The 12,694-nt window shown below is 40.2% G+C and carries 14 protein-coding genes and 1 tRNA gene; 14 read left to right on the plus strand and 1 reads right to left on the minus strand.

Translation table 11 applies throughout. The annotated features are described in order from the left end of the window. The first annotated feature begins 82 nt into the window (after nucleotides 1-82). Nucleotides 83-156 (plus strand) — tRNA-Asn (locus ACESR9_RS06875). Nucleotides 157-402: 246 nt separating this feature from the next. Here ACESR9_RS06875 and ACESR9_RS06880 read toward each other — a convergent pair. Further along, complete coding sequence (locus ACESR9_RS06880; RefSeq protein ID WP_373106173.1) at nucleotides 403-1,758, minus strand: aspartate kinase; 1,356 nt, start codon at nucleotides 1,756-1,758, stop codon at nucleotides 403-405. Nucleotides 1,759-1,998: 240 nt separating this feature from the next. On the opposite strand from ACESR9_RS06880, the gene fabM reads away from it, so the two are divergent. The 13 genes from fabM (at nucleotide 1,999) to ACESR9_RS06945 (ending at nucleotide 12,667) form a co-directional block, all read left to right on the plus strand. Continuing rightward, nucleotides 1,999-2,790 (plus strand): trans-2-decenoyl-ACP isomerase, encoded by a 792-nt coding sequence (fabM, locus tag ACESR9_RS06885; protein WP_373106174.1) that lies wholly within the window; start codon nucleotides 1,999-2,001, stop codon nucleotides 2,788-2,790. Nucleotides 2,791-2,886: 96 nt separating this feature from the next. Then, on the plus strand, nucleotides 2,887-3,321 hold the full coding sequence (gene fabT, locus ACESR9_RS06890) for a fatty acid biosynthesis transcriptional regulator FabT (RefSeq protein ID WP_003003993.1): 435 nt from the start codon (nucleotides 2,887-2,889) through the stop codon (nucleotides 3,319-3,321). After that, the gene (locus tag ACESR9_RS06895) at nucleotides 3,321-4,295 is read left to right on the plus strand and encodes a beta-ketoacyl-ACP synthase III (protein ID WP_373106175.1); all 975 of its coding nucleotides are present in this window, start codon (nucleotides 3,321-3,323) and stop codon (nucleotides 4,293-4,295) included. Before fabT ends, ACESR9_RS06895 begins: the two co-directional genes overlap by 1 nt. A 58-nt stretch (nucleotides 4,296-4,353) precedes the next feature. Beyond that, nucleotides 4,354-4,578: an acyl carrier protein gene (locus tag ACESR9_RS06900; RefSeq protein WP_003003892.1), complete on the plus strand. Its 225-nt coding sequence runs from the start codon at nucleotides 4,354-4,356 to the stop codon at nucleotides 4,576-4,578. Nucleotides 4,579-4,692: 114 nt separating this feature from the next. Continuing rightward, a complete protein-coding gene (gene fabK, locus ACESR9_RS06905) occupies nucleotides 4,693-5,658 on the plus strand; it encodes an enoyl-[acyl-carrier-protein] reductase FabK (RefSeq protein ID WP_373106203.1) in 966 nt (321 codons plus the stop codon). Nucleotides 5,659-5,680: 22 nt separating this feature from the next. Next, nucleotides 5,681-6,601: an ACP S-malonyltransferase gene (fabD, locus tag ACESR9_RS06910; protein ID WP_373106176.1), complete on the plus strand. Its 921-nt coding sequence runs from the start codon at nucleotides 5,681-5,683 to the stop codon at nucleotides 6,599-6,601. A gap of 12 nt (nucleotides 6,602-6,613) precedes the next feature. Continuing rightward, nucleotides 6,614-7,348 carry a 3-oxoacyl-[acyl-carrier-protein] reductase gene (gene fabG / locus ACESR9_RS06915; protein WP_315376844.1) on the plus strand — a complete coding sequence of 245 codons (735 nt, stop codon included), beginning with the start codon at nucleotides 6,614-6,616 and terminating at the stop codon, nucleotides 7,346-7,348. A gap of 61 nt (nucleotides 7,349-7,409) precedes the next feature. Beyond that, nucleotides 7,410-8,642: a beta-ketoacyl-ACP synthase II gene (fabF, locus tag ACESR9_RS06920; protein ID WP_315376846.1), complete on the plus strand. Its 1,233-nt coding sequence runs from the start codon at nucleotides 7,410-7,412 to the stop codon at nucleotides 8,640-8,642. Nucleotides 8,643-8,645: 3 nt separating this feature from the next. Further along, on the plus strand, nucleotides 8,646-9,134 hold the full coding sequence (gene accB / locus ACESR9_RS06925; RefSeq protein ID WP_368403499.1) for an acetyl-CoA carboxylase biotin carboxyl carrier protein: 489 nt from the start codon (nucleotides 8,646-8,648) through the stop codon (nucleotides 9,132-9,134). Then, nucleotides 9,131-9,556 (plus strand): 3-hydroxyacyl-ACP dehydratase FabZ, encoded by a 426-nt coding sequence (gene fabZ / locus ACESR9_RS06930; RefSeq protein ID WP_003004019.1) that lies wholly within the window; start codon nucleotides 9,131-9,133, stop codon nucleotides 9,554-9,556. Before accB ends, fabZ begins: the two co-directional genes overlap by 4 nt. Before the next feature lie 13 nt (nucleotides 9,557-9,569). Beyond that, nucleotides 9,570-10,934, plus strand: coding sequence for an acetyl-CoA carboxylase biotin carboxylase subunit (locus ACESR9_RS06935; protein ID WP_049499918.1), 1,365 nt, complete (start codon nucleotides 9,570-9,572; stop codon nucleotides 10,932-10,934). 103 nt (nucleotides 10,935-11,037) lie between these two features. Continuing rightward, nucleotides 11,038-11,904, plus strand: coding sequence for an acetyl-CoA carboxylase, carboxyltransferase subunit beta (gene accD / locus ACESR9_RS06940; RefSeq protein WP_003003810.1), 867 nt, complete (start codon nucleotides 11,038-11,040; stop codon nucleotides 11,902-11,904). Then, nucleotides 11,897-12,667 carry an acetyl-CoA carboxylase carboxyl transferase subunit alpha gene (locus ACESR9_RS06945; RefSeq protein ID WP_003012573.1) on the plus strand — a complete coding sequence of 257 codons (771 nt, stop codon included), beginning with the start codon at nucleotides 11,897-11,899 and terminating at the stop codon, nucleotides 12,665-12,667. Before accD ends, ACESR9_RS06945 begins: the two co-directional genes overlap by 8 nt. The last annotated feature ends 27 nt before the right edge of the window (nucleotides 12,668-12,694 follow it).

The raw sequence follows: 12,694 nt of genomic DNA on the forward strand, positions 1-12,694 counted from the left end.
CCGAACACAGCAGTTAAGCCCTAGAACGCCGGAAGTAGTTGGGGGTTGCCCCCTGTGAGATAAGGTAGTCGCTTAGCTTTTTTCCGCCATAGCTCAGTTGGTAGTAGCGCATGACTGTTAATCATGATGTCGTAGGTTCGAGTCCTACTGGCGGAGTATAGGAATTAGACCAGTGGCCTGGTCTTTTTATTTTTATTTTTTTCAAAACCTAGTCTGAAACTTTTATGTTTTCTTGATAGCAAGCTCGTTTGTGGTAAGATGAGTATGGGTCATTTATGTTAGTTCCTTTCAGACAAATGTGGTGTTTATCTGAGCCTAACATAAATAGCTTTTTTGGTCTTGCTTAATTTTACAAATTTGGAAATATAAAAGCTCCGTTTTTATAACGGAGCTTTTATACTTTTAGTTATTTGGGAAAAATGCATTATATAAGGCTTTAATGGCTTTTTCTTCTTGATCTTTACTTACAACGAACATAATAGAAACCTCACTAGATCCTTGTGAGATCATTTGAATATTAATTTCATTTTCTGACAGTGCCTTAGCTGCAGTTGCGGTAACCCCTACTTGGCTCTTCATTTTTTCACCAACAATCATAATGATTGAAAGATCATGTTCAATTTCAGCTGTGTCAACTTCGAGTTTTTGTGTTAATTGTTTCAGAATTTCTTGTTCTTTAATCGGAGTCAGTTCACGTGAACGCAAAATGATAGACAAGTCATCGATTCCAGTTGGCATATGTTCCCAACTAATATTGAGATCTTCTAAAATTTGAAGGACTTTTCGACCAAAACCGACTTCTCGGTTCATGAGGTATTTGGTAGTGTTGATACTAACGAATCCTGAATCACCTGCAATCCCTACAACAGTCACATGATCATTTGAATGTTCCAAAACAATTCGGGTTCCTGGATGGTCTGGATTATTTGTATTTTTAATGACTAATGGAATTTTACCTCTGTATGCTGGAACGAGTGCTTCATCATGTAAGACTGAAAAACCTGCATAGGCTAATTCACGCATTTCCTTGTAAGTTAATTCAGGAATTGAATGTGGGTGTTTAATAATACCTGGATGTGCTGCAAAGATACCATTTACATCTGTATAGTTTTCGTATAAGTCTGCTTTTACGCCAGCTGCAATGATAGATCCTGTAATGTCAGATCCACCACGAGAAAATGTACAAATGTCCCCATCTTGGGTAACACCAAAAAAACCTGGAATGACAATTACTTCACTTGCATCTTTTAGTTCTTCAATTTTATCGTAACTAGAAGGTAAAATACGAGCGTTGGAAGGTTCTGCGGTGACTGTAATTCCTGCTTCTTTTGGATGGATATATTTTGCTTCTAATCCATTTTGATTAAAATAGGCAGCTATGAGTTTAGCGTTGTTGTTTTCACCGGCTGCCAAAAATGCATCGTATGTAAATGGATTTCCTTTTTTAGGCAAATTTGTCAGATCATAGATATCTTCAGCAATTTCTTGAATGATAGAATCTTTGAGACCCAATTCTTCTGTAATGGCACGATAACGCTCAATAATCCACTGTTGTGTTTGCGTAACATCTTTATCTGAAGTGAATTCTTTATAATAACGGATCAGAGCATCTGTTACTTTTGTGTCTTCAGCGTTGCGCTTACCTGGAGCTGATACAACTACAAATCTTCTTTCTGGATCATCTTTAATGATATCAAGTACTTTTTTTAATTGAGAAGCTGATGCTAGAGAACTTCCACCGAATTTAGTTACTTTCATATTTTCTCCTTAATAGTTTCATTAATACATTATACCAAAGTTCAGTTATTGATACAATGTATTTACAGATAGGGCATAAAATAATTGATTCTGTAGAGGAGAGAAATTGTAATTATTCAAATTTTACAATTTTGTTACATCTTATAGATATATTTTACTATTTTACTTTTTTGTGGTATGATATGTTATAATTCAAAAGTTTTAATATCAAAATATTTTATATTTAAACAAAAGGAGTCTGTGATGTTTGAAACAATTTTGTATTCTGTCGAAAACGACCTCGCGACAATCTCTTTAAATCGTCCTGAAGTATCCAATGGTTTTAACATTCCAATGTGTCAGGAAATTTTAGCTGCCCTGGAAGATGCAGAAAAAAATGAGGAAGTAAAATTCATTATTCTATCAGCAGAAGGGAAAATCTTTTCAGTTGGTGGAGATTTGAGCGAAATGAAACGCGCAGTCGATGCGGATGACATCGAGTCTCTTGTTTTAATTGCCGAATTAGTTAATACGATTTCAAAGAAAATCAAGCAATTGCCAAAACCGGTTATTATGGTGGCAGATGGAGCGGTTGCTGGAGCAGCTGCTAACATTGCAGTAGCTGTTGATTTTTGTATTATTAGTGATCGTACTAAATTTATCCAAGCCTTTGTTGGGGTTGGTTTAGCACCAGATGCGGGTGGGTTATTCTTGTTAGGAAAAGCCATTGGCATGTCTCGGGCTACTCATTTAGTAATGACGGGTGAAGCCTTGACTGCTGAAAAAGCATTTGATTATGGCCTAGCTTATCGTGTTTGTGAATCTGAAAAACTCGATAAAACCGTTGAGCAATTGCTTAAAAAATTAAGAAGAGGATCTTCAAATTCTTATGCTGCCATGAAAGAAATGGTTTGGGAAGCATTCTTGAAAGAATGGGACCAATATGCGGATCTTGAATTGGATTTGCAAAAGAAACTAGCATTTACAGAAGATTTCAAGGAGGGGGTTATTGCCTACTCTGAGAAACGTCGGCCACAATTTAAAGGAAAATAAATTTGTATTTTTTCTATGTTTTGTGAAAAAATGCTTGCAAATTATTTTCATTTTTGATAAAATTTGACTATCAAAGTAAAATTAGGAGGTGGAGTTTTGAATTACCAATTAGTTAACGACTATTTAACATCCATCTTTAATAATGTTTTGGTTATTGAGGAGTCGAGCCTAAGAGCAAGTCGATTCAAAGATGTTTCTATTAAAGAAATGCATACGATCGATGTGATTGGTTCGACACCGAATGCAACCCCGAGTGATATTTCACGGGAGTTGATGGTGACTTTGGGGACTGTCACGACAAGTTTGAATAATCTTGAACGCAAAGGGTATATCGAAAGAAGAAGATCGGAAGTTGATCGCCGGGTTGTACACTTGAGTTTAACGAAGAACGGTCGTCTACTTTATCGTCTTCATCAGCAATTCCATAAACGGATGGTCAACCAGATTATTGGAGATATGAGTCCCGAAGAGAAGAAAGTGATGCAAAAAGGATTGCAAAATCTGTATCGTTTCTTGGAGGAAATTAAATAATGGTCTTTGCTAAAATTAGTCAAGTTGCTCATTATGCACCTGACCAAGTCGTATCAAATGATGATTTGGCTGAGATCATGGATACAAGTGATGAATGGATCAGTAGTCGGACAGGTATCCTTCGGCGTCACATTTCAAAAGATGAGACGACAAGTGATCTAGCAACAGTTGTTGCACAAAGATTATTAGCAAAAGCAAAGATAGACGCTGAGGAAATTGATTTCATCCTTGTGGCTACGATTACTCCAGATAGCTTAATGCCATCGACCGCAGCCCGGGTACAAGCTAATATTGGAGCTTCTCGAGCCTTTGCTTTTGACCTGACTGCAGCATGTAGCGGATTTGTATTTGCATTAGCCACTGCTGAAAAATACATTTCTTCAGGGATGTACCAGCGAGGGATTGTGATCGGTAGTGAGACGCTTTCAAAAGTATTAGACTGGTCAGATCGCTCTACTTCAGTACTTTTTGGAGATGGAGCTGGCGGTGTCTTGCTTGAAGCGAGCGATCAAAAATCGTTTTTAGCTGAAAGTCTTTTTACGGATGGTAGCCGTGGTTCTAGTCTTGAATCTTGCTATTTGGGTCTGTCTTCTCCTTATTCAGAGGAAGTTACCGATCGAAGATATCTGACGATGGATGGGCGGGCAGTTTTTGATTTTGCTATTCGTGATGTCACGAAAAGCATTCAAAAGATTATAGCAGACGCCTCTATGGAAGCAGAAGAGATTGACTATTTTCTTTTACATCAGGCGAATGACCGAATGTTAGATAAGATGTCAAAAAAACTGGGTGTCTCTAGAGAGAAGATCCCAGCAAATATGATGGAATATGGGAACACTAGTGCTGCTAGTATCCCCATTCTATTATCGGAGTGTGTCGAGAATTATCGAATCAAGATGGATGGAAGTCAAAAAATTCTTCTTACAGGTTTCGGTGGAGGTTTGACATGGGGCACACTTCTTGTTACAATCTAGTTAAACATGTGGAAACACATTTTAAAAATTTATATATTATTTTTTAAGGAGGCCTGTCATGGCAGTATTTGAAAAAGTACAAGAAATTATCGTTGAAGAACTTGGTAAAGAACCATCAGAAGTAACTCTTGAATCTACATTCGAAGATTTAGAAGCAGATTCATTGGATTTGTTCCAAGTTATCTCTGAAATTGAAGATGCTTTTGACATCCAAATCGAAACTGAAGAAGGATTATCTACAGTTGGTGACCTTGTCGCTTACGTAGAAGAAAAAACAAAATAATGATAGATGAGAGTATCGAAAGATATTCTCTCTTGTTTAGGTAATAGTTTGAGGCTCAAAGAAACAATCTTTTAAACTCAAACTATTACTTAAGCGAAAAAAGAGGTAGGTATGATGCAAACACGAATTACTGAACTATTGAATATTAAATATCCAATCTTCCAAGGTGGGATGGCATGGGTCGCTGATGGTGACTTGGCTGGAGCAGTATCAAACGCCGGTGGTCTTGGAATCATTGGTGGCGGGAACGCTCCAAAAGAAGTTGTAAAGGCTAACATTGATAAAGTGAAGTCTATTACAGATAAACCTTTTGGTGTAAATATCATGCTTTTGTCCCCATTCGCGGATGACATTGTTGACCTGGTGATTGAAGAAGGTGTAAAAGTTGTTACAACTGGAGCTGGAAATCCTGGGAAATACATGGATCGTTTCCATGAAGCAGGGATCACTGTCATTCCTGTTGTTCCATCTGTTGCCCTTGCAAAACGGATGGAAAAATTGGGTGCCGATGCAGTGATTACAGAAGGAATGGAAGCTGGAGGTCACATTGGTAAATTGACGACTATGACCTTGGTTCGCCAAGTGGTTGAAGCTATTTCTATTCCAGTAATTGGTGCTGGAGGAGTCGCTGATGGTGCCGGTGCTGCAGCTGTCTTTATGTTAGGTGCCGAAGCTGTTCAGGTGGGAACTCGTTTCGTGGTTGCAAAAGAATCTAATGCTCACCAAAACTTTAAGAATAAAATCTTGAAAGCGAAAGATATTGATACGGTAGTTTCAGCATCAGTTGTTGGACACCCTGTTCGTGCGATCAAGAATAAATTGGCTTCTGCCTATAACCAAGCTGAAAAAGATTTCTTGGCAGGTAAGAAGACTCAAGAAGAAATTGAAGAATTAGGAGCAGGAGCCCTTCGCAATGCCGTTGTTGATGGAGATGTTGACAATGGTTCTGTAATGGCGGGTCAAATTGCTGGACTTGTCAGCAAGGAAGAAACTTGTGCTGAAATTCTAGAAGATATCTATTATGGTGCAGCCAAGGTGATTAAAAAAGAGGCTGCTCGTTGGGCAGATGTAAACGTCTAAAAACGTCGAAAGGATTAGGATAGTGACAAAACGTGCGTTCTTATTTGCTGGTCAAGGGGCTCAGAAATTGGGCATGGCGAGCGATTTGTATGCGGCTTATCCCGTTGTTAAAGAGACATTTGATACGGCTAGTCGTATTCTCGGTTATGATTTGCGTGAATTGATTGATTCTAACGAAGAAAAACTGAATCAGACACGCTATACTCAACCAGCTATTTTGACAACGTCAGTAGCCATTTATCGTCTCTTAGTAGAAAATGGTATCACTCCTGATATTGTTGCCGGCCTCTCTTTGGGGGAATATTCTGCCCTGGTTGCGGCTGGAGCTCTTTCGTTTGAAGATGCAGTAGCTTTGGTTGCGAAACGAGGTGAATTCATGGAAACGGCAGCTCCTGCTGGAAGTGGGAAAATGGTTGCTGTTATGAATACAGATCCAAGTTTGATCGAAGAGATTTGTCAACAAGCATCTGAAAAGGGTGTAGTGACACCAGCTAACTACAATACACCAGCCCAAATTGTGATTGGTGGTGAGGTTGCAGCTGTGGACTATGCTGTTGAACTATTGAAGGAAGCAGGTGCCAAACGCTTGATCCCTTTGAATGTGTCAGGTCCATTCCACACAGCCTTACTGGAATCTGCTAGTCAAAAATTGGCGGCTGAACTAGAAAAAGTATCATTTAATGATTTTGATCTTCCTTTAGTTGGGAATACAGAAGCTACTATCATGAAGTCAGAAGATGTGAAAGCACTTTTGGCACGTCAAGTAAAAGAACCGGTTCGTTTCTATGATTCAATTGCTACGATTCAAGACTTTGGTGTAGATGAAGTCATCGAGATCGGACCTGGAAAAGTCTTGTCAGGATTCTTGAAGAAAATTGATAAAACTCTTCCAACTTATAACGTCGAAGATCAGGCTAGTCTAGATGCTCTTCTGAATGCTTAAAACGAGGTAAATATGGAACTTAAAAATAAAAATGTTTTTGTGACAGGTTCAACACGTGGAATTGGATTGGCTGTGGCTCATAAGTTTGCGAGTCTCGGTGCTAATATTGTCTTGAACGGCCGTTCAGAAATTTCAGAGGATTTATTAGCTCAGTTTGCTGATTATGGTGTGACTGTTGTTGGTATTTCTGGGGATATTTCTAATGGCGAAGATGCGCAACGTATGGTAGCTGAAGCAATTGAAAAGCTTGGAAGTGTTGATGTTTTGGTCAATAACGCTGGCATCACAAACGACAAGTTGATGTTGAAAATGACTGAAGAAGATTTTGAACGGGTCTTGAAAATCAACCTGACCGGTGCCTTTAATATGACTCAAGCTGTCTTAAAACCTATGTCTAAAGCTCGTCAAGGTGCCATTATCAACATGTCCTCTGTAGTGGGTCTTATGGGGAATATTGGTCAAGCGAACTATGCAGCTTCAAAAGCTGGATTGATTGGTTTTACCAAATCCGTTGCGCGTGAAGTTGCGGCTCGTGGGGTTCGTGTGAATGCCATTGCACCTGGTTTTATTGAATCAGATATGACAGACGCTATTCCAGAGAAAATGAAGGACGCCATGCTAGCGCAAGTGCCAATGAAACGAATTGGTCAAGCTGAAGAAGTGGCAGAAGTTGCGGCTTTCTTGGCAGGTCAAGAATATTTAACTGGTCAAACAATTGCCATTGATGGCGGAATGACTATGCAATAACGAATGGTCACTGATCGAAAATTACTTACTTAAATATCCATCCGACAAAAGGAGAATATATATGTCTACAAATCGTGTTGTTGTTACAGGTTACGGTGTAACCTCACCAATCGGAAATACACCAGAGGAGTTCTGGAATAGCCTTCATGAAGGAAAAATTGGGATTAAACCCATTACGAAATTTGATGCTTCTGAAATTCCAGTCTTTAATGCTGGTGAAATTCAAGATTTCCCATTCGATAAATATTTCGTAAAGAAAGATCAAAATCGTATGGATACCTACTCATTGTATGCAATCTATGCTGCGATGGAAGCTATTGAAAATTCAGGCTTGAATATGGAAGAAGAAAACCGCGATCGTGTAGGTGTGATTGTCTCATCTGGTATCGGTGGTTTGCAAGAATTGGAAGATCAAATTATCCGTATGCATGAACGTGGAATGAAGAGAATCCAGCCAATGTTTATTCCAAAAGCTCTTTCAAACATGGGGGCTGGAAACATCGCACTTAAGATTGGGGCTCAAGGGGTATGTAAATCCGTGACAACAGCTTGTGCTTCTGCCAACGATGCCATTGGTGAAGCTTTCCGTGAAATTAAATTTGGTATGCATGATGTTGTTTTGGCAGGTGGTGCTGAAGCTTCGATTACTAAGATTGGTATCGGTGGTTTCAATGCTCTTACGGCCCTTTCAACAACAGAAGACCCAGAACGTTCATCTATCCCATTTGACAAAGACCGTAATGGTTTTGTGATGGGTGAAGGTGCAGGGGTTCTTGTCATCGAAAGTTTGGAACATGCCCAAAAACGTGGTGCTAATATTTTGGCTGAGATTGTTGGTTACGGATCAAACTGTGATGCTTACCATATGACAACACCAACACCAGATGGTTCAGGTGCGGCTAAAGCGATTAAATTAGCGATCAATGAAGCTGGTATCAAGCCTGAAGATGTCGATTATGTCAACGCACATGGTACATCTACACCAGCCAATGAGAAAGGTGAAAGCGGAGCTATTGTTTCTGTCCTTGGTAAAGAAGTTCCTGTATCATCTACGAAATCATTTACAGGACACTTGCTTGGTGCTGCTGGTGCAGTTGAAGCGATTGCTACCATCGAAGCGATTCGTCATAGCTTTGTACCAAAAACTGCTGGTACTAAAGAATTGTCTGACTATATCGAAGCAAACGTTGTTTATGGTGAAGGTCAAGAAGCGGATATTCAGTACGCTATCTCAAATACCTTTGGTTTTGGAGGACACAATGCTGTTCTGGCCTTTAAACGTTGGGAGGGTTAATTCATGAATATTTCTGAAATCAAAGATTTGTTGGCTCAATTTGATGCGTCAACTTTGCGTGAATTCTCCTATAAAAATAACGGGGAAGAATTGAATTTGAGTAAAAACCAAACGAGTTCAGTTGCGGCTACACCGGTAGCTCCTGCAGTTGAAGTGGTAGCAACACCTCAAACTCCTGTAGTAGCTCCTGTTGTTGAAGCACCAGCAACTCCAGCTGTAGCGGCTGAACCAGTTACTGCTCCAGCTCAAGCGGCAGAAGGTGATGTGGTTGAAAGTCCATTGGTTGGGGTAGCTTACTTGTCACCAGCTCCGGATAAACCAGCCTTTGTATCTGTAGGAGATAAGGTCACTAAGGGTCAAACACTCTTGATCATCGAAGCCATGAAAGTGATGAATGAAGTCCCAGCACCTAAAGATGGGGTAGTCACTGAAATTTTGGTAACGAATGAAGAAATGGTTGAATTTGGAAAAGGATTGGTTCGAATCAAATGACAATTGATATTAATGCTATTCGTGAGGCTTTGCCGCATCGTTACCCAATGCTTTTGGTGGATCGCGTATTGGAAACAAGCGAAGATACGATTGTTGCCATTAAGAACGTAACGATTAATGAACCATTTTTTAATGGACATTTTCCACAATATCCTGTTATGCCAGGTGTTCTTATCATGGAAGCTTTGGCACAAACAGCAGGTGTACTAGAGTTGTCAAAACCTGAAAATAAAGGGAAATTAGTCTTTTATGCAGGGATGGACAAGGTGAAGTTTAAAAAACAAGTCGTTCCTGGAGATCAATTGGTGATGACAGCTACTTTTGTCAAACGTCGTGGAACCATTGCTGTTGTTGAAGCAAAGGCAGAGGTAGACGGCAAGCTTGCAGCTTCAGGAACACTTACTTTTGCAATTGGAAATTAAGAAAGGCCTATCTATGTTTCGTAAGATCTTAATCGCCAATCGTGGTGAGATTGCAGTTCGCATTATTCGTGCAGCTCGTGAACTTGGCATCGAGACGGTTGCGGTGTATTCTACTGCTGATAAAGAAGCCTTGCATACCTTACTAGCGGATGAAGCAGTCTGTATTGGACCTGCTAAATCAACAGAATCTTATTTAAATATGAGTGCTGTCTTGTCTGCTGCTGTTTTAACAGGTGCAGAAGCCATCCATCCTGGTTTTGGATTTTTAAGTGAAAACTCAAAATTTGCAACCATGTGTGAGGAAGTAGGTATTAAATTTATCGGTCCATCTGCTAAAGTCATGGATATGATGGGGGATAAGATTAATGCTCGTAAACAGATGATCAAAGCAGGAGTACCTGTTATTCCTGGATCAGATGGTGAAGTGTATACTGCTGAAGAAGCCCTCGAGATTGCCGAACGCATCGGTTATCCTGTGATGTTGAAAGCATCTGCGGGAGGCGGTGGTAAAGGAATTCGGAAGGTTGAAAAACCAGAGGATCTGGTTGCTGCTTTTGAATCAGCTTCCTCAGAAGCTCAAGCTGCTTTTGGGAATGGTGCCATGTATATGGAGCGGGTGATTTATCCTGCACGCCACATTGAAGTACAAATTTTAGCGGATCAGCATGGACATGTCGTTCACTTAGGTGAACGTGATTGCTCTCTTCAACGGAACAATCAAAAAGTTCTAGAAGAATCCCCTTCGATTGCCATCGGAAAAACGCTTCGCAATCGCATTGGTTCTGCTGCTGTTCGGGCAGCTGAGTCAGTTGGATATGAGAATGCTGGAACGATTGAATTCTTGTATGATGAAGGCAAGGGTGAATTCTACTTTATGGAAATGAATACCCGTGTGCAAGTAGAGCATCCTGTTACAGAATTTGTAACAGGAGTTGATATCGTTAAGGAACAGATTAAAATTGCAGCTGGACAAGAATTATCCGTTACTCAAGAGGATATTGTCTTTAAAGGCCATGCGATTGAATGCCGGATCAATGCGGAAAATCCTTCCTTTAACTTTGCACCAAGCCCAGGTAAGATCACTAATCTCTATCTTCCAAGTGGTGGGGTTGGATTGCGTGTGGATTCGGCTGTGTATCCTGGTTATACGATTCCACCATATTATGATAGTATGATTGCTAAGATCATTGTCCATGGTGAAAATCGCTTTGATGCACTGATGAAAATGCAGAGAGCTCTTTATGAGTTGGAAATCGATGGTGTCACAACCAATAGCAGTTTCCAGTTGGATTTGATTTCAGATTCACATGTGATCGCTGGTGATTATGATACTGCATTTTTGATGGAACAATTCCTTCCAAATTATAATAAGGAATGATGAAAAAGCCTGGACTTGTGAGGGAAGTATGAACATCATCCTCACAGTTGCAGGCTTTTATAGTAATGCTGCAGATACTGTAGCATATTATAAGGAGTAAGTAATGGCATTATTTTCTAAAAAAGATAAATATATTCGGATCAATCCGAATAGGTCAGCCTGGAAGGAACCTCAGCCAAAACCTGAAGTACCTGATGAACTATTTTCACAATGCCCAGGTTGTAAACATACCATTTACCAAAAAGATTTAGGTAGTGAACGGGTATGCCCGAATTGTGGCTATACCTTCCGTATTTCTGCTAAAGAACGCTTGGCGCTGACAGTGGATCCAGCTAGCTTTGAGGAAATGTTTACAGGAATCGAAACGACAGACCCTTTGAATTTTCCTAATTATAAGAAGAAACTGGCAGCAGTGCGGGAAATGACAGGGCTGGATGAAGCTGTGCTAACTGGAACTGCCTTGATTAAAGGCCAAAAAGTTGCTCTTGGGATCATGGATTCCAACTTTATCATGGCTTCAATGGGTTCTGTAGTAGGTGAAAAAATTACTCGTTTATTTGAATTTGCGACAAAAGAAAAATTGCCAGTTGTTCTCTTTACTGCTTCCGGTGGCGCTCGGATGCAAGAAGGTATCGTGAGTTTGATGCAAATGGCAAAAATTTCTGCGGCTGTTCAACGTCATTCTAAAGAAAAATTATTCTATTTGACGGTATTGACAGATCCGACAACCGGTGGGGTAACGGCTTCATTTGCTATGGAAGGTGATATTATCATGGCAGAGAGTCAAGCCTTGGTCGGGTTTGCTGGTCGACGCGTGATCGAATCAACTGTGCGTGAGAAATTGCCAGATGATTTCCAAAAAGCAGAATTTCTACAAGAACATGGATTTGTAGACTTGATTGTGGAGAGAAGCCAAATCCGAGCAACAGTTGGACAATTATTGGCCCTTCATGGAGGTAAACATGAGTAAAATAACACAGATTATTAAAGAGGCACGTGACCAAGGAAGATTGACTGCGCTTGATTTTGCTCAAGGAATCTTTGATGATTTTATCGAATTACATGGAGATCGAAACTTCCGTGATGATGGTGCGGTGATTGGTGGGATTGGACGCTTAGGCGATCAAACGGTTACAGTCGTTGGAATCCAAAAAGGAAAAAATCTTCAGGATAATCTAAAACGTAATTTTGGGCAACCACATCCAGAAGGCTATCGAAAAGCTTTGCGCCTCATGAAGCAAGCGGAGAAATTTGGTCGTCCAGTTGTGACCTTTATCAATACAGCGGGTGCTTATCCTGGTGTTGGTGCTGAAGAACGAGGACAAGGTGAAGCCATTGCCCGTAACCTCATGGAAATGAGTGATTTAAAAGTTCCGATTATCGCGATTATCATCGGAGAAGGTGGTTCTGGTGGTGCCTTGGCTCTTGCTGTAGCAGATAAGGTCTGGATGCTTGAGAACTCTATCTATGCAGTCTTGAGTCCAGAAGGTTTCGCCTCTATTCTTTGGAAAGATGGAAGTCGTGCCATGGAAGCAGCAGAGTTGATGAAGATTACTTCTCACGAATTGTTAAATATGGAAATTGTCGATAAGGTGATTCCCGAGCATGGATTTTCAAATGGAGAACTACTGGCTAACGTGAAGAAGGAATTACAGGAAGAGTTAAAGGTTTTACAAGCCTTGCCTCTCGAAGATCTTCTGGAGCAACGCTACCAACGTTTTCGTAAATATTAAAAAACTGAGCTTGCAATTTGCAAGACT

Source organism: Streptococcus parasanguinis (assembly GCF_964238605.1).
GTDB lineage: Bacteria > Bacillota > Bacilli > Lactobacillales > Streptococcaceae > Streptococcus > Streptococcus parasanguinis_AJ.

What these genes read in the sequence shown, in the direction of transcription:
- ACESR9_RS06880 (WP_373106173.1), bottom strand. Translation starts at nt 1,758, where the DNA reads ATGAAAGTAACTAAATTCGGTGGAAGTTCTCTAGCATCAGCTTCTCAA.
- ACESR9_RS06895 (WP_373106175.1), top strand. Translation starts at nt 3,321, where the DNA reads ATGGTCTTTGCTAAAATTAGTCAAGTTGCTCATTATGCACCTGACCAA.
- ACESR9_RS06900 (WP_003003892.1), top strand. Translation starts at nt 4,354, where the DNA reads ATGGCAGTATTTGAAAAAGTACAAGAAATTATCGTTGAAGAACTTGGT.
- fabK (WP_373106203.1), top strand. Translation starts at nt 4,693, where the DNA reads ATGCAAACACGAATTACTGAACTATTGAATATTAAATATCCAATCTTC.
- fabG (WP_315376844.1), top strand. Translation starts at nt 6,614, where the DNA reads ATGGAACTTAAAAATAAAAATGTTTTTGTGACAGGTTCAACACGTGGA.
- fabF (WP_315376846.1), top strand. Translation starts at nt 7,410, where the DNA reads ATGTCTACAAATCGTGTTGTTGTTACAGGTTACGGTGTAACCTCACCA.
- accB (WP_368403499.1), top strand. Translation starts at nt 8,646, where the DNA reads ATGAATATTTCTGAAATCAAAGATTTGTTGGCTCAATTTGATGCGTCA.
- fabZ (WP_003004019.1), top strand. Translation starts at nt 9,131, where the DNA reads ATGACAATTGATATTAATGCTATTCGTGAGGCTTTGCCGCATCGTTAC.
- ACESR9_RS06935 (WP_049499918.1), top strand. Translation starts at nt 9,570, where the DNA reads ATGTTTCGTAAGATCTTAATCGCCAATCGTGGTGAGATTGCAGTTCGC.
- accD (WP_003003810.1), top strand. Translation starts at nt 11,038, where the DNA reads ATGGCATTATTTTCTAAAAAAGATAAATATATTCGGATCAATCCGAAT.
- ACESR9_RS06945 (WP_003012573.1), top strand. Translation starts at nt 11,897, where the DNA reads ATGAGTAAAATAACACAGATTATTAAAGAGGCACGTGACCAAGGAAGA.